Genomic DNA, 25,943 nt, shown 5'->3' with positions numbered 1-25,943 from the left:
GCCGCCACATAAGGGTGAGATCGCACGGAAATTGGTGCGCCGCAGCATTTTCGGCCGAATTCACCGGTTGACAGCGCCGCGGAAATCCATAGCGTCAGCGGCGGGCCGCCACTCCCCAACGAGTGGTCACATTGAAGGATGATACGATGAAGCCGACGGCAACCCCGCGCGCTCCCCAGTTCTCATCCGGACCTTGCGCTAAGCGACCCGGATGGGGCCCCGCTGCACTCTCTGACGCCGCTCTCGGGCGGTCTCACCGCTCGAAAATCGGAAAATCAAAACTCAAGGAAGTGATCGACCGCACCCGCGCCGTGCTCGGCGTGCCGGACGATTACCGGATCGGCATCGTGCCCGGCTCCGACACCGGTGCCGTCGAGATGGCCATGTGGACCATGCTCGGTGCCCGCGGCGTCGACCTGCTGGCCTGGGAAAGCTTTGGCTCCGGCTGGGTCACCGACGCGGTCAAGCAGCTGAAGCTGAAGGATGTCCGCGTGATCGAGGCTGGCTACGGCGAGATCGCCGACCTGGCCAAAGTGGATCCGAAGCGCGACGTGGTCTTCACCTGGAACGGCACCACCTCAGGCGTTCGCGTCCCGAACGGCGACTGGATAGCCGATGACCGCGAGGGGCTGACGATCTGCGATGCGACCTCGGCCGTCTTCGCCATGGATCTGCCCTGGGACAAGCTCGACGTCACCACCTTCTCCTGGCAGAAGGTGCTGGGCGGCGAGGGGGCGCACGGCATGCTGATCCTCAGCCCGCGCGCCGTCGAACGGCTGGAGACCTATGTCCCGGCCTGGCCGCTGCCAAAGCTCTTCCGCATGACCAAGGGCGGCAAGCTCATCGAGGGCATCTTCAAGGGCGAGACCATCAACACGCCCTCCATGCTGGCGGTCGAGGACGTGCTCGACGCGCTGAAATGGGCGGAAGGCGTCGGCGGCCTGAAGGGCCTGATCGCCCGCTCCGAGGCCAATCTCGCCGCGGTCGAGAAATGGGTCGCGACGAGCGACTGGGCCGGCTTCCTTGCAAAGGATCCGGCAGTGCGCTCCTGCACCTCGATCTGCGTCTCGATCTCCGATCCCTGGTTCGACGGGCTTTCAGAGGTGGACCAGCGGGCCGCGACCAAGCAGATCGACAGCCTGCTGGAGGCCGAAGGTGTCGCTTTTGACATCAACGGCTACCGCGACGCGCCGGCCGGGCTCAGGCTCTGGGGCGGGGCGACGGTCGAGGCCTCCGACATGGAAGCGCTCCTGCCATGGCTCGACTGGGCCTATGGCGAGGTGAAGCAGTCCAACTCGCGGGCCGCCTGACCTGACGGATGGCTCCCGGCGAGGCCGCCGGGGGCGTCTTTCCCAGACATGCAGAATTCCGAGCACGAGGAGCAAGCCGTGCCCAAAGTCCTTATCTCAGACAAGCTGAGCCCTGCCGCCGTGGAGATCTTCCGCGCCCGCGGCCTCGAAACCGATTTCAAACCCGGCCTTTCGGCCGAAGAACTGCTCGCGATCATTGCCGATTACGACGGTCTCGCCATCCGGTCCGCCACCAAGGTGACGGCGGAGGTGCTGGCGAAGGCGACAAACCTGAAAGTCGTCGGGAGGGCAGGGATCGGCGTGGACAATGTCGACACCGCCGCCGCGACCTCTGCCGGCGTGGTCGTCATGAACACGCCCTTCGGAAACGCCATCACCACGGCGGAACACGCGATCGCCATGATGTTCGCGCTCGCCCGCCAGATTCCCGCCGCGGACCGTTCCACCCAGGACGGCAAGTGGGAGAAATCAAAGTTCATGGGCGTCGAGCTCACCGGCAAGCGTCTTGGCCTGATCGGCTGCGGCAATATCGGCGCCATCGTCGCCGAACGGGCGCGGGGCCTGAAGATGAAGGTCGCCGCTTACGATCCCTATCTCAGCGACGACCGCGCGGCGCAACTCGGCGTGACCAAGCTGGAGCTGGACGAGCTCTTCGCCGAGGCGGACATCATCAGCCTGCACACGCCGTTGACCGACGCGACCCGCAATATCATCGATGCGGCGGCGATCCAGAAGATGAAGCCGGGCGTGCGCATCATCAACTGCGCCCGCGGCGGTCTGGTGGACGAGGTGGCGCTGCGGGGTGCGCTCGAGACCGGACACGTAGCGGGCGCGGCCTTCGACGTTTTCGTCGAGGAACCGGCGAAGGAGAACGTGCTGTTCGGTGCGCCGAATTTCGTCGCCACGCCGCATCTCGGCGCCTCCACCACGGAAGCGCAGGAGAAAGTGGCATTGCAGGTGGCGGAGCAGATGTCCGACTACCTGCTGACCGGCGCCGTCACGAACGCGGTGAACATGCCCTCGGTGACCGCCGAGGAGGCGCCGCTGCTGAAGCCCTACATGAAGCTCGCCGAGAATCTCGGAGCTTTTACCGGGCAGGTGATCGGCAGCGCGATCAAGTCGGTGGCAATCGAGTTCGAGGGGCAGGCGGCAGAGATCAATCCGGCGCCGGTGGTCGCGGCGGCGCTCGCGGGGCTGCTGAAGCCGGCGCTCGCCTCGGTCAACATGGTCAGCGCGCCTGCCGAGGCACAAGCCCGCGGCATCGCGGTCACCACGGTCAGGCATGACCGGCCCTGCGACTACCAGACCATGCTCCGGGTCACGGTCGAGACCGGCGAGCGCACCCGCTCGATGGCCGGAACGCTCTTCGCCGGCACCCTGCCGCGTCTGGTCGACGTCCAGGGCATCGCCATCGAGGCCGAGTTCGGCGCGCACATGCTCTATGTCCGCAACTACGACAAGCCGGGCTTTATCGGCGCGCTCGGCTCCGCGCTCGGCGATGCGGGGGTCAATATCGCGACCTTCCATCTCGGCCGCCGGGAAGAGGGCGGCGAGGCCGTCGCGCTGGTCGAGGTCGACAGCGCGGTGAGCGACGATCTGCTGGCAAGGGTGAAGAGCCTGCCGAACGTCGCCCGGGTCGATGCGCTGAAGTTCTGAGGTTCGGCAGTAACACCTCTAAAGGTCGTCATCCTCGCGAACGCGGGGACCCGGGGGAGGGAGGGCGCGGCCCTTCGATCGCCTGGGTCCCGGCTCTCCGGCCGGAATGATGGCGGAACCCGGTCGAGCGACATTGATCGTGTCGTCACCGCCGGGTTCCGGCGAGGCGGCTGGGGGTATCACATCGACGCCCACAGAGGCGGTGGCTAATTGACCAGCTTGGTCTCAAGCGCCTGGAGTTTCTCCTGGAGCTGTTCGATGACCTGGCTCTGTTGTTTCAGCAGTTCGATCGCGTAGATGCCGAGATGTTTGTAATTGACCGCATCGGGCTGTCCCTCGTTATCGCATTGCACGAGGTTCGACAGCCCGGCCGCATCGACGTCTTCCGCGAGATAGCCGATCTGTTCGGCTGAGGTTCCCTTGTAGGAAAACGAGACCGGCTTCAGCGCCATCACTTTCGCGAAGTCTTCGCTCAGGGGCTTGATGTTCTCCTTGTAGCGCGCCGAAGAGCTTTGTTTGCCGATGTTTCCGTTCCCATCGATCACCATGTCGGTCGCGTTCGGAATTTGCGGTGCCTCGGGAAAGATCAGGCTGCCGTTTCCGTTTGATACCAGGACCTGAAAAAGCTGGCCGGTGTCGTCGACGTAAAGCAAATCCCAGACCTTGTTGATGTTACGGAATTCCCAGCGTTGAGTATCGCCGCCATGGAATAGCCGGAGAGCTGCTCCGCCTAAGCCATTGGGCTTCATGTCAATAATTGTTTGATCATCTGTTGCTTCGGCAACGATTGTCATATTTGTCATTCCAGGCTCCTCTTGAGGTTCGCCAGATCCAGTGCGCTCGAAAAGCTGGATGCTTTGCGATTTGCTGACTTTTATTTAACGGGCGAGCAATAAATTATTAATACGCTTTATGCGTGTAATCAATCAGGCCGATCAGGTGAGCGGGAGTGACGTTTTTGGATTTCAAAAAAAGCGTTTCCTGTGAATGGAAAGGGCACGTTTCATAGCGTTCACGCGGATGGGGTCGAACGTTGCCAGTGGCGATGCCCTGACTTTCTGAGCCTCGCAATTAAAGGAACGTCATCCCGGTTCTCCGGCCAGGATGACGACTTGGATGATGGGGGGTGCCCCTCAATCCTCCGACAGCCTGTGCGCATCTGCCGCCGTCAGATCCAGCTTGTAGGCGGATCGCATCGTCTCGATGAAGGCCAGCGTCTCCGGACCGAACGGCGCCTTACCCTCGAAATTGTGCAGTACCATCCCCTCGATCAGATCGCCGAGGCTGATCTCGTGATGCGCCGCCAGCGCCTTCAGGACCTTAAGGATCCGTTTCTCGATCCGCACCCCGGTCTGCACCCGCTCGACCTGCTTTATCATTGCCATGACCGGCCGCTTTCCCCGCGCCGGAGCGGCGCGGATTGACTCCTCCATAATTTGGTACCAATGTACCAAAATAAATTTCTCACAAGAAAGTCATACCATGCCGGGGAACCTTCAGGGACTCCTCTGGGCGCTGCTTGCCGCCGGTCTGTTCGCCGGGCAATCGGCCCTGATGAAGAGTGTCGTTGCCGACTATCACGTGCTGGAGATTCTTTTCGTCCGCCAGCTTTGCGTCCTTCTGTCAGTGCTGCCGGCGCTCGCCCGTGGTTTCCCGGGAAGCCTGAAGACGGAGCGCCCCGGTCTTCACATCTTGCGGCTGACCGGGGCCTTCACGGCGCTCTCGACGGCCATCTGGGCGATCGCCGTGCTGCCGCTCACCATGGCGGTGACACTCGCCTTCGCGAAGGTGTTCTTCGTCGCGCTGCTGGCGGCGTTTTTTCTGAGAGAACGGGTCGGGCCGCACCGGATTGTCGCGGTTGTCGCGGGGTTCTTCGGTGTGCTCGTCGTGATGCGGCCGGGTGCCGAGGGGCTGTTTGATCTCTATGTCCTCATCCCGGTGGCGGGAGCGCTCGGCGCGGCGGTGGCCCAGGTCTCGGTACGCCGTCTCGCCCAGACCGAGAGCACCGGGACGATCCTCGCCTACCAGGCAATCTTTATCGGTCTGCTGTCCGGTTTTCCGATGCTGTGGCTCTGGAAGACGCCGGATCCGGGCGACGGGGCGATCCTCGCCGCCATCGGCCTGCTCGCCGTCGCCGGACAATGGATCGCGGTCAAGGCGCTCCGCCTCGGCGAGGCCAGCGTCGTGGGGCCGGTGGAATATACCAAGCTGATCTATGCCGCCGGCTTTGGCTACCTGTTCTTCGCCGAACTGCCGAGCGTCTACACGCTTGCCGGCGCGGCCGTCATCTTCACCTCCTCGCTTTACATGATGTTCCGGGAAAGGCGGACGAAACCCGCCGCGCAGCCTGCTTGACTCTCTAGGACGCTTGTCCTAAACAATCGAATTAGGACGAGCGTCCTAATTCGATTGGCCAATCAAGGAGGCGGAAATGAGCGACGGAAAGACCTTCGAGCAGATCGTCGCGTCCGCGGACGATCTCTTCTACCGCCAGGGTTTCGAGAACACCTCCTTCGCTGACATCGCGTCCGAGGTCGGTATCTCGCGCGGCAATTTCTATTATCATTTCAAGAGCAAGGACGAGATCCTCGGCGCCGTCATCGAGGCCCGTCTCGCCGACACCCGCGCGATGATCGCGGCCTGGGAGGCGGAGACGGAGGATCCTGAAACCCGCATCCGCTGCTATATCCGCATCCTGCTCGACCACCGGAACGAAATCATGGCGCATGGCTGTCCGGTCGGGACGCTGACCTCGGAGCTCGCCAAGCTGAACCATCAGGCGCAGGGCGCCGCGAACGGGATCTTCACCCTGTTCCGCGACTGGCTCCGGCTGCAGTTCGAGCGGCTCGGCTGCGGCCCGGAGTCCGACCGGAACGCGATGCGCGTGCTCGCCTGGAGCCAGGGCGTCGCGACCCTCGCGAATGCCTACCGTGACGAGGAATTCGTCCGGCGCGAGGTCGAGGAAATCACCGACTGGCTGAGCGCGCGCGTCCGCGACTGCGCAGCCTGACGTATCACAACAGAGACCAACCTTCTCCGGAGACCAAGAATGTTCATCATCCTGCTCAGATTTGCCGAGAACCGCGCCAATGCCGGGACGTTTGTCGAGGGGCACAAGGCGTGGCTGAAGCGCGGCTTCGACGAGGGCGCTTTCCTGCTTGCAGGGACGCTCGGAGAGGGGCAGGGCGGGGCGATCCTTGCGGGCGGTGCTTCCCGGCAGGCGGTGGAAGCCGTTGTCGCCGAGGACCCGTTCGTCGCCGAAAAGGTCGTGAGTGCCGAGATCCTCGACTGGTCGCCGTCCATGAGCGACGCGCGGCTTTCCTTCCTCGCGGCCTGAGCCATGAGCGAACCCTTCATTGCCCCGGACGGGAAGCCGCGGTGCCGCTGGTGCGGCGCGGCGCCGGAATTCCTCGACTATCACGACCGCGAATGGGGCTTCCCCGTCTCGGACGACAGGCGTCTGTTCGAGAAGCTGTGTCTCGAGGGTTTCCAGTCCGGCCTCAGCTGGCGGACCATCCTCGTGAAACGGGAGAATTTCCGCACGGCCTTCGAGAATTTCGACTTCTCTAGGGTGGCGCGCTTCGGCGCCGCCGATATCGAGCGCCTGCTACAGGATCCCGGCATCGTCCGCCACCGCGGCAAGATCGAGGCGGTGATCAACAACGCGGCAAGAGCACTGGAGATGGTCGAGCGGGAGGGTTCGCTCGCGGCCTTCTTCTGGTCCTACGAGCCCGATCCGGCGACGCTCGGCACGCCCCAGAGCCAGTCGGTCTCCGAGGTCTCCAAGGCGATCTCGAAGGAGCTGAAGAAGCGCGGCTGGAAATTCGTCGGCCCGACCACGGTCTTTGCCTTCATGCAGGCGATGGGGCTGATCAACGATCATACGGAGGACTGCGTCGTGCGGAACGAGGTGACAGCGGCGCGGGCGGAGTTCAAAAGCCCCGCTTCAAACCCATAGGTCGTCATCCTCGCGAAAGCGGGGACCCAGGGGAAGGAGGGTCCGTCCCTTCCATCATCTGGGTCCCGGCTCTCCGGCCGGGATGACGAGCTATTTCTGCTCCTCGATCAACCAGCGGCGGAAGATCGCGGCGGGATCGTGCGGTCTGATGTCCGCCGGCGCCATCACGTGAAAATCTCCGAGTGTGAGGACGGGCTCCGGCAACGGGGCGACGAGCCGGCCAGATATCAGGTCGTCGGCGACGAGGGCCGACGGCCCCATCGCCACGCCCACTCCTTCCACCGCGGCCTGAAGCACGTAATTGAGGCTCTGGAAACGCAGCTGGCGCGCCGGCTGCAGATCCCCGATCCCGGCCGCATTCAGCCAGTCAGGCCATAGATGCTCCACCGATTCCGCATGGAGCAGGGTATGGTTCCGGAGCGCTCTGGGCGAGGCGAGCGGTGTCTGCTCAAGCAGGCGGGGACTGATCACCGGGACACAGGTCTCGCCGAGGAACGGCGTGCTCGTGTAACCGGGCCGGTCCATCCGCCGCCGGGCGATGACCAGATCGAATGTGTCCTTGAGGTGGTCCTCCACCGAGATCATCGGGCGGATGCGGACCTCGATGTTCGGATAGGCTCGTGCGAAGGCCGAGAGGCGGGGGATCAGCCAGCGCACGGAAAATGTCTCCGGCGCGCAGATCTGCAGCACATGGATGCCCCGCGGGCCGGCCAGCCGTTCGGTCGCAACAGACAGCCGGTCGAGGACCGCACTCGCCTGGTCCCTGTATTCCCGTCCTTCCCGGGTCAGCGTGACCTTGCGGTTCGCGCGGGCGAAGAGCGGAAAGCCGAACCAGTCCTCGAGCGCACGGACCTGCCGGCTGACGGCGCCGTGGGTCACGCCGAGCTCGTCGGCGGCGGCGGAAAAGCTCTCGAGCCGGGCGGCGGCCTCGAAGGCCTTCACCGCATTGAGGGGCGGGAGTCGTCTGTGCATGTGTGAGATTATCTCACGGAATGGAGAAACAATCTCGTTTGTCTCTTGCGCATCTGTCTGGAAAATGATGAGCGAATAACACGCGAGAGCCGACATGCCGACTGCCGACACCATGAAACCCGATGCCATCGTCATCCGCCCGCTGGCGGAGACGGACTCCATTTCGGACCTGACATCCCTGCTGCACCGGGCCTATGGCCAGCTCGCCCGCATGGGGTTGCGCTACATGGCCACCCATCAGGGCGAAGACGTCACCCGGCAGCGCGCGGCCGAGGGAACGTGCCTCGTCGCCCTCTCGGACGGCAAGATCGTCGGAACCATCATCGTCAAGGACGCAACCCAGACCAAAGGCTGCGCCTGGTACGACCGGCCGGGGATCGCATCCATCGGACAGTTCGCGGTCGAGCCGGACCTGCAAGCGAAAGGTCTCGGACGGCGTCTGATGGACGAGGCGGAGAAGCGCGCGGCGGCCTCCGGGGCGGCGGAAATCGCGCTCGACACGGCCGAGCCGGCGGCCCACCTCGTCGAATGGTACGGCCGGATCGGATACCGGTTCGTCGAATACATGCAATGGGATCACACGAACTACCGCAGTGTGATCATGAGCAAGCCGCTCGCAGGCGCGTCTTCCTGACCGTCACATAGGCAGTTTCCTCGTATCGAGCGCGCGATCGACCGCCCCCGGGATTTCGGAGCGGTCGATGCCAATATCCAGCAACTGGCGGTCGCTCATTGCGTCCAAAGTCCGGATGTTCGCTCTGCGCCGTAGTGCGCGGCGGATTTCGGCAATGCCGTGAAGAAGTGCCGTCTTTACGGCTTTGAGCAGCCGGGACGCCGCATTGGTCGGCGAAGGAATGATGTCGGGTTTCGGCGAGGCGCAGCAGAGCGACATGGATGATCTCCGTCGGTTGATCGCTCCGGAGCTCCTGTTCAAATAGAATATTTTTATTTGAATCGAGGGAGATCGGGGCGAGGAGTGGTGGGTCCAAGGTCCGTTGATTTACCGAGAAGATGAGGCTATGTGGTTGGAGGAACAAACGAGAAGATCTCGCTTTATAGCTTAGAAAAATTTGAAGATAGACGATGGCTCGACCGCTTCCCCCGCTGAACGCCCTCCGCGCCTTCGAGGCCGCCGGCCGGCATCTCAGCTTCACCAGGGCGGCGGCAGAACTGAACGTCACGCCGGCCGCCGTCAGCCATCAGGTGAAGGCACTCGAAGACCTGCTCGGTGTGCCCCTGTTCCGCCGTCTGACCCGGGCGCTGACGCTGACGGATGCCGGCCAGGCGGCCCTGCCGCTGCTGGGACAGGGCTTCGACAGGCTGGCCCAGGGCGTCGAGGCCATGCGCGCGCATTCCGAGAGCGGGGTTCTGACCATCAGCGTCAGTCCGTCCTTCGGCGGCATGTGGCTGGTGCCCCGGCTGGAGCGCTTCCGCCGCCGGCATCCTGAGATCGAGATCCGCATCGACGGCACCGACCGGCTGGCCGATTTCGCCCGCGGCGAAGCCGACATTGCGATACGCTATGGCCCCGGCGTGTATGACGGGGTGCGGATCGACTGGCTCTTCCACCAAATCAACACGCCGGTCTGCAGTCCGGCGCTGCTTGAGGGCGAGCATCCCTTGCGCAAACCGGAGGATCTCCGTCATCACACGTTGCTGCATATCGACTGGACCGAGGCGGAACCGAGCTGGCGCATGTGGCTGACGGCGGCCGGCCTACACGACATCGATCCGGCGAGCGGCCCCTGGTTCAGCATGGAGAGCATGGCGGTACAGTCCGCCCTCGACGGCTACGGGGTCGCGCTGGTCGGGGACGTGCTGGTCGCCGACCATCTCGCCGCCGGACGCCTCGTGCGCCCGTTCGATCCAAGCTTCAGCACGCCGCTCGCGTTTTCCTATTATTTGCTATGCGCGGAGGATCGCGTGGAGGTTCCGAAGATCGCGGCATTCCGGGAGTGGTTGCTGGAGGAGGCGCGGGATCTGCAGTCTGCTTGAAAAATAGGGGCCGGCGGGAAGTTACAGGCATAGGTGCGCGTGGAGTAAAGTGCGGTGTCACTTCGGTTTTCTTTTTTGTCAGGGGGGGGGGGCGAGCGGAGAGTCTTGGTCTGGCTGAATTCTTAGCCGCGTAATGCCGGTGGACTTAGATCGATTGGCCAAAGAAAATTATGAAGTATCAATTTTGATTTTTATATGATTACATAAATTATATTTTTAACATATATTTTCATCTCTGAGTTGAGAAATTTATGGGTGGTTTCAAGAAGAATGATGTTGTGGGGTGAGCCGTGAAAAAAATTTTAAAAGCGTTTTCTGTTTTGTTTTGTTTTCTGGTTCTGATTGGGGCTGCAGTTTCTGCGGAAAAAGAGCAAGGGGATGTAAAAAGCCCTTTAGATCGCTCCATGAAGTGTGAAGCGAATGCAAGTGGCGTTCCTATTATATGGGACCCAAAGAAATGTGGGCATTGGAATCTCGACACTCGAACAAAATCTACAGTAATTTCTGACACGCCCTATCCTGTGCAATACAGGATTTGCCGTGACATAAATAGTATTGAGTTGGCAAGTACGCTTTGGCTTGAAGTGGATGGTGATGTTTGGGGGTATCCACTTGAAAATACTCATAATCCAGGGGAGCGAGAAATTGATCCAGTTTATGGCCATTTAAGCGCAGGTGGCTGTGTTGTTGTTACTGGTTCTAGAATTGCGATGATTCTGGATCTTCAATCGGGAAACGAAACGTTTTTTGGAACTTTTGAGCCGTTAGATTTAGGTGGATCTGATCCGGGAGATGCGGGCGAGCTAGTACTCTCGCGTTGGAATATCAAAACAATATTTCGAACCGGGATGTCATCAGCGCAATCTACTGGTGTCTTGGGGTTGGAAGAAAATACATTGGTGAGAGTTTGTCGCGGTTTGACAGATGTTGACGGTGTATTAATTTCGCCGATCGTAGATGGTAAGCTCATGAGGGCGACTAGAGTATCAACCAGACTTAATCGCGAGATCTTTCCGGCAGACATTGCTGTCGATAGTTGCTTTACTACTTTTGCGAGAGAGGTTTTTCTTTACGCATCTGCAAACAGATCTGTCGCGGCATCAGTCTCAATCGAAGGGGTCGTGGGTTTTTATTCAGATTAGGCTGATTGATGGGGACATATAATATTGGTTTCCATTTAGGTCAGTCGTCGTAGGCGATCAGCGAGCTGAAGGGAATATCCAGCCGTTCACGGCCCTTGAGGAAGGTCAGTTCCATGATGCTGGCCGCACCGGTGACCTCGCCGCCGACCTTGCGCACCAGTTCGACCGCCGCGGCGAGCGTGCCGCCGGTGGCGAGCAGGTCGTCGAGGATGACCACGCGCTGGCCCGGCAGAATCGCGCCCTCCTGCACCTCGATGGTGTCTGTGCCGTATTCGAGGTCGTAGGTATAGGGAATGGTCTTGCCCGGCAGCTTGCCCTTCTTGCGCACCATGTGGAAGCCGAGGCCGAGCTCTAGCGCGAGCGGGGCGGCGACGAGGAAGCCGCGCGATTCGATGCCGGCCAGCACGTCCGGCTTGTAGGCCGAGACCACGTCCTTCAGGCGATCGACCGTCGCCTTCCAGGCTTCGGGGTGCGCGAGCAGCGTCGAGATGTCGTAGAACAGGATCCCCGGCTTCGGGAAATCCGGCACTTCGCGGATGTGCTGTTTCAGGTCCATCGACATGTCCTCGAGCCTCGGGTTGAGCAGCGGCCTTGATAGGTGAGAGTTGCGATAAATTCCAGTATCTTATGAAATGCAAAGCTTTTCAGGCCCGTGGGGGAGTCCTGAAGGCGGTCCATTTGCGTGCCGGGATTGGCCGGTACCGTTGTCCGGGGGGACGATCACGTGGCTGGAGCGGAGACCTCGCTATCCATCTCGGAGACCGGAGGCGAATTGCGCGTCGGGATCGCCGGGCCTTTGACCGTGGAAGCGGTCGGGCGGCTCGACCGGCAGTTCCGCGACGCGCTCTCCGCGACCCCGCGCCAGGTGGTCATCGATGCCACCGGCATCACCGCGCTCGACAGCGCCGGGGCCTGGGTGCTGCGCCGGACCTCGGACGCGTTCAGCGGCCGCGGGATCGATGTTCGGCTGGATGGGCTACAGGCGCGTTACGCGGCCCTGGTCGAGAAGGCCTTCGTGCCCGAACCGGAGGTGCCGGACGGCGAGAACGGCCCCAATCCTCTGATCGCGATGACGGCGCGCGCCGGCGAGGCGATGTTCGAAATGGCCCGCGTCGGCCGCGATCTGTTCGGCTTTTTCGGCCTTACCATCGTCTCGCTGCTGTCGCTTTTCACGGGGCGCACCAGGCTGCGTTTCGTCGCTCTCGTCAGCCAGCTCGAATATGTCGGCCTGAACGCGGTGGGCATCGTCTCGCTGCTCTGTTTCCTCGTCGGCGTGGTGCTCGCCTATATGGGCTCGCTGCAGCTCGAGCGCTTCGGCGCCGCGATCCTGACGGTCAACCTCGTCGGCGTCTCGGTCCTCCGCGAAATCGGCGTTCTGCTGACCGCGATCATCGTCGCCGGCCGTTCGGGGAGCGCCTTCACCGCACAGATCGGCACCATGAAAGTGAATCAGGAGGTGGATGCGCTGGAGACGCTCGGCCTCTCGCCGGTCGACGTGCTGGTGATCCCGCGTCTGATCGCGCTTTTCATCGCCCTGCCGGTGCTGGTTTTCATCGGTAATATCGCGGGGCTCGCGGGGGGCGCGATGATCGCTGTCCTGACGCTTGACCTCACGATCCAGCAGTTCCTGACGCAGCTGAAGAGCGCGGTCGATCTCTGGGATTTCTGGACCGGGATGATGAAGGCGCCGGTCTTCGCCTATGTCATCGCCGTGGTCGGCTGCCACCAGGGCCTGCAGGTCTCCGGGAGCGCCGAGAGCGTCGGGTTCCGGACCACAAAATCGGTGGTGGAGTCGATCTTCATCGTGATCGTGCTCGATGCGCTCTTCGCCGTCTTCTTCGCCGAAGTGGGGATCTGAGCCATGGCGGCGATGAACGAGGAAAGCATGGACGCGGATCCGGGCGGGGAGATGGCGATCCGGCTGCGCGGGGTGCGCAACCAGTTCGGCACGCAGGTCGTGCATGACGGGTTGGATCTCGATGTCCGGCGCGGCGAAGTTCTGGGCGTCGTGGGCGGCTCGGGGAGCGGCAAGTCGGTTCTGCTGCGGACGATCATCGGTCTGCAGATCCCGGCGGCGGGCGAGATCGAGCTGCTCGGCGAGAAAATCGAGGCCGGGCGGGGGGAGATGGCGACCCGCAAGCTGCAGGGCCGCTTTGGCATGATGTTCCAGGACGGCGCGCTGTTCAGCTCGCTCACCGTGGCGCAGAACATCATGGCGCCGATGCGCGAGAAGGGCGGCATTCCGAAAGCGCTGATGCATGAACTGGCGCTGCTGAAGATCAATCTCGTCGGCCTGCCGCCGAACGCGGCGGACAAGTTTCCCTCGCAGCTTTCCGGCGGCATGCGCAAGCGCGCCAGCCTCGCCCGCGCGCTCGCGCTCGATCCGCAGGTCGTCTTCCTCGACGAGCCGACGGCGGGGCTCGATCCGATCGGCGCCTCGAATTTCGACCTGCTGATCCGCGACCTGCAGCGCAGCCTCAATCTCACGGTGGTCATGGTGACGCACGATCTCGACAGCCTGGTCGCGATCTGCGACCGCATCGCCGTCCTCATCGACAAGAAGATCACGGTGGGTACCATGGCGGAGCTCGTGGCCAACCCGCATCCGTGGATCCAGGAATATTTTCACGGGCCGCGGGCGCGGGCCGCGTTCGACACTCCGGGCCTTGGAGACCGCCACGCAGAAGGAGGCGCACCCTAGATGGAAACACGTGCGAGTTACGTCATCGTCGGTCTGTTCGTCTTCGCGATGTTCGCCTCCGCGATGGGCTTCGTCATCTGGCTCGGCAAGGTCGAACTGGACCGCGAGGTCGCGCTCTACGACGTCGCTTTCGAGCAGCAGGTCACCGGCCTTTCGGTCGGCAGCCCGGTGCGTTACCGGGGCATTCCGGTCGGGCAGGTGCTGACCATCGGCATCAACCCCGACAATGTCGAGATCATCGACGTGCGCATCGAGATCGACAGCAAGGTTCCGATCAAGAGCGACGTCTACGCCGTGCTCGAGAGCCAGGGCCTGACCGGTGTCGGTTATATCCAGCTTGCGGGCGGATCCAATGACGCGCCGCCGCTGACGGCGCGGCCCGGCGACGAGGTGCCGGTGCTGCCGTCGAGAAACTCGGTCCTGCAGGATGTCGCGGCGGCGGCGCCCGAGATCGCCGCGCAGCTGGTGGTTCTGGTGAACCGTGCGAACCAGATCCTGAGCCCGGAAAACCAGGCGGCACTCCGGGGCACCCTGGAAAATCTCGAGCGGTTCTCAGGCGTGCTCGCAAGCCGGTCGGGCGCGATGGAGGCGATCATAGACGATCTGCAAGTCACCATGGCGACCATGGACGAAACCGTGCGCGATATCCGGGGCGATGTCGCGGTGATGAGCGAGGAGATCGCGCTGACCATGGCGACGACACGCGGGACCGTCACCGCCCTCGATGCCGAGATCGCGGCGGTGTCGGACGAATTGCAGGTCGCGCTGAAAAATGTCAGTGACGCGTCGGGCGGAGCCGCCCTTCTGATAAAAGACAATCGCGACGCGGTGAACGATTTCGCCACGACGGGCCTCTACGAACTGACGGAGTTCCTCGCCGAGGGCCGGTCGCTCATGGCGGACATGAGCCGCCTGGTCCGACAGGTGGAGTCGGATCCGTCGCGCATACTCTTCGGCAACAGGCAGCAAGGTGTGGAGACCGACCGATGAGCCAGAAACGTTCGGAGATCAGCCGCCGCAGACTTCTCGCCGGCACCGGAACCCTTCTGCCTGTCGCGCTGGCGGGGTGCAGCATCCTGCCGACGCCGAAACCGCCGGAGCAGCTCTACCGACTCTCGCCGAAAAGCACCTTCGACGCCGATATTCCGACGGTCGACTGGCAACTCGGGCTGGAGCCGCCGATCGCGCCCTCGGGTCTGAATTCCGCACGGATCGCGGTCATCCGCGGTGCGCTGACCATGGATTACTATTCGGGAGCCAAATGGATCGATACCGCTCCCTCCATGGTCTACCGACTGCTGATCGAGTCGTTCGAAAACTCGAAGAAGATCGTCGGCGTCGGGCGGAGCGGTGCCAGCCTCCGGAACGATTTCGAGCTCAGGACAGAACTCCGCGAATTCCAGGCGGAATATGTGGAGGGCGCGTCCGTGCCGACCATTCGCGTACGTATCAATTGCAAGCTCATCAAGAAACCGCAGCGCATCATTCTTGCGTCGCAGCCTTTCGAAGCCCTTGTGGAAGCGCCGGACAACCGCATCGAGAGCATCGTGAAGAGCTTCGATCTTGCGCTCGGCAAGGTGATGAGGAAAATCGTCGGCTGGACGCTGAAGAGCGCGGTTGAACTGACCGCCGGGTGACGCCGGGTTGACCCGCCGGGACCGGACGCGCAGTGTTTCCGGACGCGTCAGCGACGCCTGCAAGCACCAAGAGAGACCCGGCCATGAACCACGTCTTCCATCGCAATGCCAAAGCCGCCTATCCGACCGCTGAGAGAGGCGAGGGCGTCTACATCGTCGACACGGAGGGCAAGCGTTATCTCGATGCCAGCGGCGGCGCGGCGGTGTCCTGTCTCGGCCATAGCGAGCGCCGCGTGACCGAAGCGATCAAGCAGCAGCTCGACAAGATCCCGTTCGCCCATACCGGATTCTTCTCGAACGATCCGATGGAGCAACTGGCGGATCACCTGATCGCGCGGGCTCCGGGCGATCTCGACCGGGTCTATTTCGTTTCCGGTGGGTCGGAGGCGATCGAGGCGGCGCTGAAGATGGCGCGGCAGTATTTCATGGAGACCGGCCAGCCGGAGCGGCACAAGATCATCGCCCGCCGGCAGAGCTATCACGGCAACACGCTGGGCGCGCTCGCCGTCGGCGGCAACGAGTGGCGGCGCGAGCAGTTCAAGCCGCTTCTGATCGACACCTCCCACGTCTCGCCCTGCTTCGCCTATCGCGACCGGCGCGACGACGAGAGCGAGAAAGCCTACGGCCAGCGCGTCGCCAACGAACTTGAGACGGCGATCCTGGAACATGGCCCGGAGACGGTCGCGGCCTTCGTCTGCGAGCCGGTCGTCGGAGCGACACTCGGCGCGGTGCCGGCGGTGCCCGGATACCTGAAGCGGATCCGCGAGATCTGCGACAAGCATGGCGTGCTGCTGATTTTCGACGAGGTCATGTGCGGCATGGGGCGCACGGGCTACCTCTTCGCCTGCGAGGAGGACGGTGTCGCGCCGGATCTCCTGACCATCGCCAAGGGTCTCGGTGCGGGGTACCAGCCTATCGGTGCCACGCTGGTCTCCGCGAAGATCTTCAAGGCGATCCATGACGGCAGCGGCTTCTTCCAGCACGGCCATACCTATATGGGGCACCCGGCGGCCTGCGCCGGCGCTCTGGCGGTACAGAAGGTGATCGAGGAGGACAATCTGCTGGAGAATGTCCGGACCATGGGCGCGAAGCTGCGCACCGCGCTCGAGGAGCGATTCGGGAATCATCACCATGTCGGAGACATCCGCGGCCGCGGGCTGTTCATCGGTCTTGAACTGGTCGAGGACCGGGCGACGAAAAAGTGCTTCGATCCCGCGCGCAAGGTGAATGCGAAGGTGAAGGCAAAGGCGATGGAACTCGGTCTGATGTGCTATCCGATGGGCGGCACGATCGACGGCCGGGTCGGCGATCATGTGCTGCTGGCGCCGCCGTTCATCATCGACGACAGCCATGTCGAGGAAATCGTCACGAAGCTCGGCGAGGCGATCGACGCCGCGGTTGGCTGATGCCTGACGTTCCGCGGCCCATTACCCGGATTTACGGTGTGCTTCGGAACACGCGGATATCGGGTCGGACGCTCGATTTTCGGGAACTCGGCTTTTACCCTGCTGCAATTCAGGCCAACACGTTCATTCGAGGAGGCTTCATGAAAAAGGCGTTCGCACTTGGCATCGCGACGGCACTGGTTTCCGGCGCGGCTTTCTTGGGCTCAACCCGGGATGCCAATGCCGTCGAGCAAAGGCTCATCACAATCGGCACCGGTGGAGTGACCGGCGTTTACTACCCGACCGGCGGCGCGATCTGCCGCCTTGTGAACAAAGACCGCAAGAAGCACGGCATCCGTTGCTCCGTCGAATCGACCGGCGGCTCGATCTATAACATCAACACGATCCGCGATGGCGAACTGGACATGGGCGTTGCCCAGGCGGACGTCCTCTACAGTGCCTATAAGGGAGAGGGGTCGTTCGAGGACGCCGGCGCCTTCGCCGATCTGCGCTCTGTATTCTCATTGCATTCCGAACCTATCACGGTCGTTGCCCGCGCAGACGCAGGCATCAAAAATGTGACCGATCTGAAGGGGCACCGGGTCAATATCGGAAATCCGGGTTCCGGCAGCCGAGATACCTATCAGATCGTCGAGAAAGCCCTCGGCTGGACGCGTAGCGACCTGAAATTCGCCGCTGAGCTCACATCCGCTGAAACCGGACAGGCGCTTTGTGACAACAAGATCGATGCCTATTTCTGGCTGGTCGGTCATCCGTCGGCGCTGACCAAGGAATCGGTCGCTTCCTGCGATGCCGTGCTGGTCAATGTCACAGGTCGGGAAATCGACAAGCTGGTCGAGGAGCATCCCTATTACCGCAAGGTCATGATTCCGGGGGGCATGTATGCAGGTAATTCGAACGACGTACACAGCATCGGTGTCGCCGCGACCCTGATCACTTCCGCCGCGTTATCCGATGACGTCATCTACGAAATTACGAAGGCGGTCTTCGCAAACTTGGAGGTTTTCAAGAACCTCCATCCGGCCTTTTCGCATCTCAAAGAATCCGAAATGATAACCAGCGGCCGTTCCGCGCCGGTCCATAACGGCGCGGTGCGCTATTTCAGGGAGCGGGGCTGGATGTGACTCTGTCCTTGCTGCCGTAAAGACCGGCCTGATTGGCTGGTTCAGGCGAGGGTCAGGAGCGGAACAGACCGAGCACGACTTCCGGGCTGCGGTTGGCGATGCCAAGGGAGAGCTGGCTGAGTTGGCCGCGTGCCTGATCGGCTGCGAGCCGGGCGGCTTCGCGTCCGAGATTGGCGTCGACGAGATTGCCGAGACCTTCTTCCGTTGCATCCGAGATACCCTGGAGCTGGTCGTTCTGCGCGACGATGCGCCGGGAACTTGCCCCCAGCTCTCCGAGCGAATTGTTGAGGGCGGTCTGGAAGGCCGCAAACTCGTTCGACAGGACGGAAGCCGGATCGCTGAAATCCGCCGCGGCAAGCGCCGTGAGACTGTCTCCCACGCTGCCCTGACCGGAAACGGTCAGGGTGTCGCCGTTCTCGTTCTGCAGCGTGTTCAGGTCGCCTGCGCCGGATTGCAGCAGGTTCGTTCCGTTGAAGCTGGCGTTGTCGACGAAACCCTGCGCCTGTTCCAGAAGCGCGTTCACGTCGTTCTGGACGATGCCGCGCTGTTCGGCGGTAAGCGCGGGGTTCGACAGTTCGACAAGCTTGCCCTGAATATCCTGGGTCAGGTTGGAAATTCCGGTCGCGCCGGCGGTCGCAACGCTTACGGCGCCCGCCGTCTGATTGAGCCCCTGCTGGACAGCGGCATTCGCGCTGAGCTCGCCGCGGATGCTCTGTGCAATAGCGAAGATCGCGGCCTGATCGAGGGCGCCCGATACACGCTGTCCGGTCGAGATCCGGTTCTGTGTCTGATCCTGAAAGGAGCGCGCGGAATTCAGATTCCGGAGCGCGGTAAACGCGCCGGCATTCGTGTTGATGGAGTTGTTGATGGCCATGGCCTCAGTTCCATTTTGACAATGCAGCAGAGCAATCGAGCACCTGCCGATTATATGCTCTTATTTTTAAATATAGCATCAAACGGCTGTTTTGTAAGTTACAGGCTTCATCTATCGCGTTGTATTTTCTGTAATTTAAATGCGATTTCGAGGGGATTGCGACCTTCGTCGAGTTCGACCCGGTCCGGATCTGCTCGTGGCGCCTGAAGATCCCGAGTCCGGTGCGGACTTTTTTTCGGCTCGGGGATGAAGCTGCTCGCGTCAAGAAGATAACTTGGCGTGAATATGAGTAGGCCCAGCGTTCTTCTGACGTGACAAATTGCCACCCTTTTGGTCGTTTGGGTGGCTGTGGCCTCGCTTAAGATATGCATAGAGAACGAGCATATTCAGTTATCTTTTTTTAATAATTTTCTGCAAGAAGTTTCAATTGTGAAGGTCTTGACTGCGATTGGCTTCGTGGAGCGGCCCACCTTCCGGGTAACTCTGGCTAGAGAAAATCCAGTAATTTGTGAGACTTGTAGCATCTTGTTGCGACATAGCATTGAGAGTCCGAATCCTTTCTGCTATTGTTGCGCTGTATTTTGGGGTGAGCAGAGCGTCGGGCGTTCGGAAAGTCGGCTCGCGAAGACTTGGTGGGGTTGAATAGTGGCTGTTTGGGAACAGGCCGAAGAAAGCTTTTCCGAAGCGTTGCTTCGCTCCGTCGCACGTTTCGTTGGCATGGTCTGCCTTGTTACCCTTGTCGTCGGTCCGGTGGTCGCTGGTGGATGGATGGCCAGCGCCTATATCGTCTACCGAACGAACTCAGACGAACTGCAGCTCCCGGCCCTTGAAAAGAAAATCCCGTCGCCCACCGAACTGATCCAGTCTTCGGCCAATACGCGGTCCGCGAAGCACTAGGACGGTCCTGACCGGCTCACCTTCTTCATGAATTTCAGAGCGGCATCGATTGCGCCCGCGAGGTTGTCGTTGACCGTATGACCGGACGCCTTGCGCGGGGCGAGATCGTGATTTCCGTCCGCCGCCCAATAAAGTTCGACATTGCCGGACAGCTTGTAGCCTTCAACTTCTTCCCGGCCCCCGAACGGATCGCGCTCGCCCTGCAGGATCAGAGTTGGGCAGGTCATGGTCTCGAGATGCGCGGTGCGGAGTTTCTCGGGGTTGCCGGGCGGGTGGAACGGGTAGCCGAAACAGAGCGTGCCGGCGACGCCGGATTCCTCCGCGACAAGCGTTGCCATGCGCCCGCCCATGGACTTGCCGCCTATGAAGAGCGGCCCAGTCCCCGAAGCCGCTGCAATTGTCTCGCGCCAGGTTTCGAGCAACACGGGTTGCCGGTCAGGCGGTCTTCGGCCACCTTCGGTCCGGCGGGCTGCCATATAGGGGAATTCAAACCGCAGGACACGGTACCCGGCTTCGGCGATGCCCTCCGCGACCCGGTTCATGAAGGGCGTATCCATCGGCGCACCGGCCCCGTGCGCCAGGATCAGGGTCGCAGGCGCATTCTCGGGGCCGTTCTCGAGGAAGTCTGATGCCGGCACCGGGCAGGGATCAGATGTTGGAGAAGAAGTCGTTGCCCTTGTCGTCGGTGACGATGAAGGCCGGGAAGTCCTCGACCTCGATACGCCAGACCGCTTCCATGCCGAGCTCCGGATATTCCTGCACCTCGACCTTCTTGATGCTGTCCAGCGCCAGCTTCGCGGCCGCGCCGCCGACGGAGCCGAGATAGAAGCCGCCGTACTTCTTGCAGGCTTCGCGAACCTGCGGCGAGCGGTTGCCCTTGGCCAGCATGACGAAGCTGCCGCCCGCTTCCATGAAGGGATCGACGTAAGAGTCCATGCGACCGGCGGTGGTCGGACCGAACGAGCCGGAAGCGTAGCCTTCCGGGGTTTTGGCCGGGCCTGCATAATAGACCGGGTGGTTCTTGATGTAGTCCGGCAGTCCCTGGCCGCTGTCGAGGCGCTCCTTCAGCTTCGCGTGGGCGATGTCGCGCGCGACGATGATCGGGCCGCTCAGCGAGACCGGGGTCTTGATCGGATACTGGCTGAGGGTCTTGCGGATCTCTTCCATCGGCTTGTTGAGATCGATCTTCACCACGTCACCCTCGAACTCGCTCGGATCGATGTCCGGCATGTATTTCGCCGGATCGGTCTCGAGCCTCTCGACGAAGATCCCGTCCTTCGTGATCTTGGCAAAGCACTGGCGGTCGGCGGAGCAGGAAACGCCGATGCCGACCGGAAGGGAGGCGCCGTGGCGCGGCAGGCGGATGACGCGGACGTCGTGGCAGTAATACTTGCCGCCGAACTGCGCGCCGATGCCCATTTCCTGGGTCATCTTCAGCACCTGCTGCTCCATCTCCACGTCGCGGAAGGCGTGGCCGGACTCGCTGCCCTTGGTCGGCAGGCCGTCGAGATACTTCGTCGAGGCCAGTTTCACCGTCTTCATGTTGAATTCGGCCGAGGTGCCGCCGATCACGATCGCGAGGTGATAGGGCGGGCAGGCCGCGGTGCCGAGCGTGCGGATCTTGGTGTCGAGGAACTTCATCAGGGCGGACGGGTTCAGGATCGCCTTGGTTTCCTGATATAGGAACGACTTGTTCGCCGAGCCGCCGCCCTTCTGGCAGAACATGAACTTGTAGGCGTCGCCCTCGGTCGCATAGAGCTCGATCTGCGCCGGCAGGTTCGAGGCCGTGTTCTTCTCCGTAAACATGTCGAGCGGCGCCATCTGGCTGTAGCGCAGATTGTGCTTGGTGTAGATGTTGAAGACGCCGCGCGCGATGTCGCGTTCCTCGTTGAAGCCGGTGAAGACGTTCTGGCCCTTCTTGCCCATCACGATGGCGGTGCCGGTGTCCTGGCACATCGGCAGCACGCCGCCGGCGGAAATGGCCGCGTTCTTCAGAAGCTCGTAGGCGACGAACTTGTCGTTGTTCGTCGCCTCGCTGTCCTCGAGGATGTTCTTCAGTTGCTGCAGATGCGCCGGGCGCAGCAGGTGGGAGATGTCGCGGAAGGCCTGCTCGGTCAGCAGCGTGAAGGCTTCCGGCTCGATCACGAGCATGTCCTGACCGCGGAATTTCTCGACGCCGACATGGTCGCCGCTCAGCTTGCGGTATTCGGTCTTGTCTTCCGCGAGCGGAAACATCTCGGTGAAGTTCATCTCTTCCATCAGTCTCTCTCCAGCATAGCTCAGCACTTCGGTCGCGTTGGTCGCGTCCCGTTATGGCCGGCCCGAGGCGCAGGCGCGCCGGACCTTACTTCTTCTTGCGGAAATTATCGAGCGAGACGACCTGGCCCATGGCCTCTGTATTGCCGTCGTTTTCCGGCAGCTCTTCCGCGGCCTCGTCGTCGGACATTTCGGGCAGGTCCATGTCTTCCAGCTCGCTCTCGTCGAGGGTCTGGAACTGGAGCCCGAACTTGACGGACGGATCCGCAAACCCGGTGATTGCCGCGAACGGAATGACGAGCCGCTCGCGCACGTCGTTGAAGCTGAGCGAGACGGTGAAGAGCTCTTCCTCGATTTCCAGGTCCCAGAACTGGAACTGGAGCACGATGGTCATCTCGTCGGCATATTTCTCAAGCAGGTAGGGCGGAATGGAGACGCCATCGGCCCGGGTCTTGAAGGTGATATAGAAGTGGTGATTGCCGGGGAGGCCATGCTGCGCGACCTGTCGGAGCGCGCGCCGGACAACTCCGCGCAGCGCCTCGTCCACCATCATGTCGTATTGGAAAGGCTCTTCCAAAATTTCCCCCGGGTACGCGTCGTTCGGCACTCTCAAATTTAAGCGGGACGCTTCTGTTGCCAGGTGCGCCCCAAACCCCGCCTAAAAGTGCGAACCCTTAGGACTTAATTGAAGCACCTGACTGCTTACGCAGCGAGGCGAGCTTCCGCATAGTTGTCGTTTGCAACTACTATAATGGCCCGATAACGGCGGAACCATGCCGAGCGAAAAGACTATCTTTACCACACGCGTCGATCCTATTTCGCCCCCAAGGAGCCAGCCGTGAGGCCAGATATCTTTGGTGGAGGCGCCGGGTACCGCCCCCGGGTCCGCAATGCTTATTCCATAGGCCGTTTATCGCCATAGTCGGTTGCCCGACAGGCTGAATATAGGCGCTTGTGCCCTCGGGAAAAAGAGGAGAGTTGGCCGCAGATCGAGAGATTCAGGATTGCGCGAGACGCAGGAGTGCGAGTTCTCTCGCACGTTTCATCGGCGCGCTCCAGTCTCCGGGAACGGATTGCGTGCAGCGGTGGTTCGCGGCGAGAAAACTGTCCTGTCCCTCGATCAGCGGGACCCAGCCGGGCGTTGACAGCAATTCGATGGTCGGTGTCCCGACGGCACCAGCGAGCGCGGCTGTCGCGTTACCGACGGAGAGTACGAGATCGAGGCAGCCGGAAAGGGCGGCGAGGCTTTCGATGTCGTTGCGCAGATCCAGTCCTTCGAGCTGCAGGATATTCTGTCCCGAGAACTCCGAAAGCCGCTCGATATCCTCGGCCGTCGGATCGTATTGCAGGCACAGGAAGGAAACGTCCGGCAGCGACAGGAGATCGCGCCAGGCTTCGAGGGGCGGATAGTTCGTGGCGCGGCCGAAATGCTGCGCTCCGCTGGCCCAGGAAAGGCCGACCCAGCGCGCGGGCCCCGGCTGATCGCGCAGCCGGTCCCGAAGCGGCGCCGAAATGTCCGGGTCAGGTTTGAGGAAACCGTGATCGTTATTCGGCAAGGTCAGCGGGCGGGCGAGCCTGAAAGCGACGCTGCCAAGTTCGATGTAACAGTCCGGGCCATCTTCCGGCGGCAGCCAGCCATAGGAATAGTGGCCGCGACCGCCCCGTTTGATGCGGGAGAAGGCATGGATCCGGATGCCGGGAAGTGACCGTTCGAACAGCGAAACAAGGCGCGGGTCGCATTCGACCGTCAATTGCCGAGCTTTCCCGGCAAGTTCTGGCAGCAAAGCCGCGAGGCGAATCTCGTCGCCGAGGCCCTGTTCGCTGACCACAAGCAGGTGCCGCTCACGAATGTCGCTTCCGTCCCAGCGGGGCAGTGTCAGGGTGCGTGCGGGCGCGTCGGGCAGACGCGGATCGAGCCGTGCTTCGAAGGCGCGCCACCCTTCCTCGACCTTGCCCTGGACCAGAAGGTGAATGGCGTAATTCCGTCGCGATGCCGGACTGTCCGGCGCGAGTTTTAGGGCGGCCTTGTAGTGGCGCTCGGCGCTTTCGAACATGTTTCGCAGGCTGAGGGCCTCGGCGAGGTTGCCGTGATGTGCCGCCGTCGGGGCGAGCGCGACCGAGCGGGAAAATGCCGCAACGACATCGTCATTGCACCCGGTTTTCAAGCTGATCTCGCCGAGCGCCGAATAAACCTGGGACGCCTCCGGGTTGCGGATGGCGAAGCGGCGCAGTGCCGTTCTTGCCTCGTCCGGTGCGCCGAGATCAGACCGGCACTGGGCCAGACCGACCGCGGCCTCGGCCATGTCCGGTAGCGCATTGTGCAGGCGATCGAACAGGTCGGCGGCGCGCTCGGTGGAACCGGAGAGCCGGTAGGCCGTCGCGAGGGTAAAGGCGATCAGTATGTCGCTGGGCGCCGCGGCGAGGCCTTGTTCCAGGCGCGCGCAGGCCTCGTTCCATCTGCCTTCGGTCATCAGGCGGCGGCTGTCGGCCAGCAATGAGTCGCGGCTATCCGGCATCGTGGCCCTTTCGGTCCGGTCCCGTCGGCAGGAATGATCGGGGCAAAAGTGCGAGCGGATTCAGACGGGTGTCAATCTGCAATCGCTGGCGAACCGCAATCGCTTGCGTTGGCCGGGCACGGCTTCACAATATATATCCTATTACTCGGAACTCGACTGGGCGACTCCCGCATGCGGCAATATCTCGATCTCATGGCAAAGGTCCTGGAGGAAGGAACGGACAAGACGGACCGAACCGGGACCGGCACGCGCTCCATCTTCGGCCACCAGATGCGGTTCGACCTTTCGGCGGGATTTCCGGTTCTGACGACCAAGAAGCTGCATCTGAAATCCATCATCCACGAACTTCTCTGGTTCCTGGCGGGCGACACGAACATCGCCTATCTGCAGCAGAACGGGGTCCGGATCTGGAACGAGTGGGCGGACGAGAACGGCGATCTCGGTCCGGTCTACGGTCATCAGTGGCGCTCCTGGCCGGACCGCGACGGCGGCACGATCGACCAGATCCGGAACCTGCTCGACGATATCCGCGACCGGCCGGATTCCCGGCGGCTGATCGTCACTGCTTGGAACCCGGCGGACGTGCCGAAGATGGCGCTGCCGCCGTGCCATTGCCTCTTCCAGTTCTATGTCGCCGACGGCGAGCTCTCCTGCCAGCTCTACCAGCGCAGCGCGGACATCTTCCTCGGCGTCCCGTTCAATATCGCCTCCTATGCGCTGCTCACCATGATGGTGGCCCAGGTGACAGGACTGAAGCCGGGCGAGTTCATTCACTCCTTCGGCGATGCGCATCTCTACAAGAACCATTTCGATCAGGCCCGCGAGCAGTTGCAGCGCATTCCGGGACGTTTGCCGACCATGCGGATCAATCCGGAGGTGACCGACCTCTTCGCCTTCCGTTTCGAGGATTTCGAGCTGCTCGATTACGAGGCCGCTCCGCACATCGCCGCGCCGGTCGCGGTCTAGGACCTTTCATGAGCGACAAAGTGGTGAAGTTTCCGGTGCCGGCGATCGTCGTCGCCGTCTCCGACAATGGCGTGATCGGTGACGGGGAGAAGATGCCCTGGCATCTTCCGGACGACCTGAGGCGGGTGAAACGGATCACCATGGGCAAGCCCCTGGTGATGGGGCGCAAGACCTTCCAGTCGATCGGACGGCCGCTGCCGGGGCGCACCAACATCGTCGTCACCCGCGACCGCGGCTTCAAGGCGGACGGCGTGCAGGTCGCTCACGATGTTACCGAGGCGCTGGATCTGGCGCGCCGCATTGCGCTGAATGACGGTGTCGACGAGATCGTTGTCTTCGGAGGAGCGGAGATCTACCGTCAGGCGATGGACAAGGTGCAGCGCATGCACGTCACCGAGATCCATCTCGAGGTCGAGGGCAAGACCCGTTTCCCGGATTTCGACCGCGCGGACTGGAGAGAGACGGAGCGGACGGACCATCCGGAGAAGGACGGCAGCCCGGCGCACAGTTTCGTCACGCTGGAGCGGAGCTGA

The 25,943-nt window shown here is 62.1% G+C and carries 28 protein-coding genes and 1 other RNA gene; 18 read left to right on the top strand and 11 right to left on the bottom strand.

The features are described 5' to 3' along the window. Positions 1-146 precede the first annotated feature (146 nt). Both IG122_RS07670 and serA read left to right on the top strand, forming a co-directional pair. Complete coding sequence (locus IG122_RS07670) at positions 147-1,310, top strand: phosphoserine transaminase (RefSeq protein WP_193182127.1); 1,164 nt, start codon at positions 147-149, stop codon at positions 1,308-1,310. Between the two features lie 78 nt (positions 1,311-1,388). Then, a complete protein-coding gene (gene serA, locus IG122_RS07665; protein ID WP_193182125.1) occupies positions 1,389-2,966 on the top strand; it encodes a phosphoglycerate dehydrogenase in 1,578 nt (525 codons plus the stop codon). Positions 2,967-3,172: 206 nt separating this feature from the next. Here the strand turns inward: serA and IG122_RS07660 are convergent, their stop codons facing one another. Next, positions 3,173-3,769, bottom strand: a complete 597-nt coding sequence (locus IG122_RS07660; protein WP_193182123.1) for a tail fiber domain-containing protein — start codon at positions 3,767-3,769, stop codon at positions 3,173-3,175. A gap of 330 nt (positions 3,770-4,099) precedes the next feature. Further along, positions 4,100-4,351 (bottom strand): hypothetical protein, encoded by a 252-nt coding sequence (locus IG122_RS07655; RefSeq protein WP_193182121.1) that lies wholly within the window; start codon positions 4,349-4,351, stop codon positions 4,100-4,102. A 97-nt stretch (positions 4,352-4,448) separates the two neighbouring features. Between IG122_RS07655 and IG122_RS07650 the strand changes: the two genes are divergently transcribed. The 4 genes from IG122_RS07650 (at position 4,449) to IG122_RS07635 (ending at position 6,924) form a co-directional block, all read left to right on the top strand. After that, complete coding sequence (locus IG122_RS07650; RefSeq protein WP_193182119.1) at positions 4,449-5,321, top strand: DMT family transporter; 873 nt, start codon at positions 4,449-4,451, stop codon at positions 5,319-5,321. Between the two features lie 76 nt (positions 5,322-5,397). Next, on the top strand, positions 5,398-5,976 hold the full coding sequence (locus IG122_RS07645) for a TetR/AcrR family transcriptional regulator (RefSeq protein ID WP_193182117.1): 579 nt from the start codon (positions 5,398-5,400) through the stop codon (positions 5,974-5,976). Between the two features lie 39 nt (positions 5,977-6,015). Further along, a complete protein-coding gene (locus tag IG122_RS07640; RefSeq protein WP_193182115.1) occupies positions 6,016-6,303 on the top strand; it encodes a YciI family protein in 288 nt (95 codons plus the stop codon). 3 nt (positions 6,304-6,306) lie between these two features. Then, positions 6,307-6,924 (top strand): DNA-3-methyladenine glycosylase I, encoded by a 618-nt coding sequence (locus tag IG122_RS07635; RefSeq protein ID WP_193182113.1) that lies wholly within the window; start codon positions 6,307-6,309, stop codon positions 6,922-6,924. A gap of 90 nt (positions 6,925-7,014) precedes the next feature. Here the strand turns inward: IG122_RS07635 and gcvA are convergent, their stop codons facing one another. After that, positions 7,015-7,896 (bottom strand): transcriptional regulator GcvA, encoded by an 882-nt coding sequence (gene gcvA, locus IG122_RS07630; RefSeq protein WP_193182112.1) that lies wholly within the window; start codon positions 7,894-7,896, stop codon positions 7,015-7,017. 94 nt (positions 7,897-7,990) lie between these two features. Between gcvA and IG122_RS07625 the strand changes: the two genes are divergently transcribed. Continuing rightward, entirely contained in the window at positions 7,991-8,530 is a 540-nt protein-coding gene (locus IG122_RS07625) for a GNAT family N-acetyltransferase (protein WP_226893386.1), read from the top strand. 3 nt (positions 8,531-8,533) lie between these two features. On the opposite strand, the gene IG122_RS07620 is transcribed toward IG122_RS07625, so the two are convergent. After that, complete coding sequence (locus tag IG122_RS07620) at positions 8,534-8,788, bottom strand: DUF1127 domain-containing protein (RefSeq protein WP_193182110.1); 255 nt, start codon at positions 8,786-8,788, stop codon at positions 8,534-8,536. Between the two features lie 191 nt (positions 8,789-8,979). Here IG122_RS07620 and IG122_RS07615 point away from each other — a divergent pair, with 191 nt between their 5' ends. Beyond that, positions 8,980-9,891 carry a transcriptional regulator GcvA gene (locus tag IG122_RS07615; protein WP_193182108.1) on the top strand — a complete coding sequence of 304 codons (912 nt, stop codon included), beginning with the start codon at positions 8,980-8,982 and terminating at the stop codon, positions 9,889-9,891. Positions 9,892-10,181: 290 nt separating this feature from the next. Next, positions 10,182-11,033 (top strand): hypothetical protein, encoded by an 852-nt coding sequence (locus IG122_RS07610; RefSeq protein ID WP_193182106.1) that lies wholly within the window; start codon positions 10,182-10,184, stop codon positions 11,031-11,033. A gap of 40 nt (positions 11,034-11,073) precedes the next feature. Here the strand turns inward: IG122_RS07610 and IG122_RS07605 are convergent, their stop codons facing one another. After that, entirely contained in the window at positions 11,074-11,589 is a 516-nt protein-coding gene (locus tag IG122_RS07605; protein WP_193182104.1) for an adenine phosphoribosyltransferase, read from the bottom strand. 168 nt (positions 11,590-11,757) lie between these two features. Here IG122_RS07605 and IG122_RS07600 point away from each other — a divergent pair, with 168 nt between their 5' ends. From IG122_RS07600 to IG122_RS07575, 6 genes are all read left to right on the top strand, one after another. Next, positions 11,758-12,891 carry an MlaE family lipid ABC transporter permease subunit gene (locus IG122_RS07600; protein ID WP_193182102.1) on the top strand — a complete coding sequence of 378 codons (1,134 nt, stop codon included), beginning with the start codon at positions 11,758-11,760 and terminating at the stop codon, positions 12,889-12,891. Positions 12,892-12,894: 3 nt separating this feature from the next. Further along, on the top strand, positions 12,895-13,734 hold the full coding sequence (locus IG122_RS07595; protein ID WP_449867095.1) for an ABC transporter ATP-binding protein: 840 nt from the start codon (positions 12,895-12,897) through the stop codon (positions 13,732-13,734). Continuing rightward, entirely contained in the window at positions 13,735-14,724 is a 990-nt protein-coding gene (locus IG122_RS07590; RefSeq protein ID WP_193182100.1) for an MlaD family protein, read from the top strand. Next, complete coding sequence (locus tag IG122_RS07585; RefSeq protein ID WP_193182098.1) at positions 14,721-15,371, top strand: ABC-type transport auxiliary lipoprotein family protein; 651 nt, start codon at positions 14,721-14,723, stop codon at positions 15,369-15,371. The genes IG122_RS07590 and IG122_RS07585 overlap by 4 nt, the downstream gene beginning before the upstream one ends. Before the next feature lie 83 nt (positions 15,372-15,454). Continuing rightward, entirely contained in the window at positions 15,455-16,777 is a 1,323-nt protein-coding gene (locus tag IG122_RS07580) for an aspartate aminotransferase family protein (protein ID WP_193182096.1), read from the top strand. Continuing rightward, positions 16,777-17,901 (top strand): TAXI family TRAP transporter solute-binding subunit, encoded by a 1,125-nt coding sequence (locus IG122_RS07575; RefSeq protein ID WP_226893385.1) that lies wholly within the window; start codon positions 16,777-16,779, stop codon positions 17,899-17,901. The genes IG122_RS07580 and IG122_RS07575 overlap by 1 nt, the downstream gene beginning before the upstream one ends. A gap of 52 nt (positions 17,902-17,953) precedes the next feature. Here the strand turns inward: IG122_RS07575 and IG122_RS07570 are convergent, their stop codons facing one another. Beyond that, the gene (locus tag IG122_RS07570; RefSeq protein WP_193182094.1) at positions 17,954-18,775 is read right to left on the bottom strand and encodes a flagellin; all 822 of its coding nucleotides are present in this window, start codon (positions 18,773-18,775) and stop codon (positions 17,954-17,956) included. 645 nt (positions 18,776-19,420) lie between these two features. On the opposite strand from IG122_RS07570, the gene IG122_RS07565 reads away from it, so the two are divergent. Then, complete coding sequence (locus tag IG122_RS07565; RefSeq protein ID WP_193182092.1) at positions 19,421-19,672, top strand: hypothetical protein; 252 nt, start codon at positions 19,421-19,423, stop codon at positions 19,670-19,672. Here IG122_RS07565 and IG122_RS07560 read toward each other — a convergent pair. The 5 genes from IG122_RS07560 to IG122_RS07540 all read right to left on the bottom strand — a co-directional run bounded on the left by IG122_RS07560 (position 19,669) and on the right by IG122_RS07540 (position 24,444). Further along, complete coding sequence (locus IG122_RS07560; RefSeq protein WP_193182090.1) at positions 19,669-20,310, bottom strand: alpha/beta family hydrolase; 642 nt, start codon at positions 20,308-20,310, stop codon at positions 19,669-19,671. The two genes, IG122_RS07565 and IG122_RS07560, sit on opposite strands and share 4 nt — an antisense overlap. Before the next feature lie 10 nt (positions 20,311-20,320). Next, on the bottom strand, positions 20,321-21,931 hold the full coding sequence (locus IG122_RS07555) for a fumarate hydratase (protein WP_193182088.1): 1,611 nt from the start codon (positions 21,929-21,931) through the stop codon (positions 20,321-20,323). A gap of 85 nt (positions 21,932-22,016) precedes the next feature. Next, positions 22,017-22,481 (bottom strand): SspB family protein, encoded by a 465-nt coding sequence (locus IG122_RS07550; protein ID WP_404924329.1) that lies wholly within the window; start codon positions 22,479-22,481, stop codon positions 22,017-22,019. 65 nt (positions 22,482-22,546) lie between these two features. Further along, positions 22,547-22,902, bottom strand: a transfer-messenger RNA (tmRNA) gene (gene ssrA, locus IG122_RS07545). A 24-nt stretch (positions 22,903-22,926) separates the two neighbouring features. Beyond that, positions 22,927-24,444, bottom strand: coding sequence for a tetratricopeptide repeat protein (locus IG122_RS07540; protein WP_193182086.1), 1,518 nt, complete (start codon positions 24,442-24,444; stop codon positions 22,927-22,929). Between the two features lie 171 nt (positions 24,445-24,615). Between IG122_RS07540 and IG122_RS07535 the strand changes: the two genes are divergently transcribed. Continuing rightward, positions 24,616-25,410 carry a thymidylate synthase gene (locus IG122_RS07535; protein WP_193182085.1) on the top strand — a complete coding sequence of 265 codons (795 nt, stop codon included), beginning with the start codon at positions 24,616-24,618 and terminating at the stop codon, positions 25,408-25,410. Between the two features lie 8 nt (positions 25,411-25,418). Next, positions 25,419-25,943 (top strand): dihydrofolate reductase, encoded by a 525-nt coding sequence (locus IG122_RS07530; RefSeq protein ID WP_193182083.1) that lies wholly within the window; start codon positions 25,419-25,421, stop codon positions 25,941-25,943.

Source organism: Nisaea sediminum (assembly GCF_014904705.1).
Classification (GTDB): Bacteria; Pseudomonadota; Alphaproteobacteria; order Thalassobaculales; family Thalassobaculaceae; genus Nisaea; species Nisaea sediminum.
The sequence above is the reverse complement of the archived record's forward strand: the minus strand, read 5'-3'. Positions and strand labels throughout refer to the sequence as shown.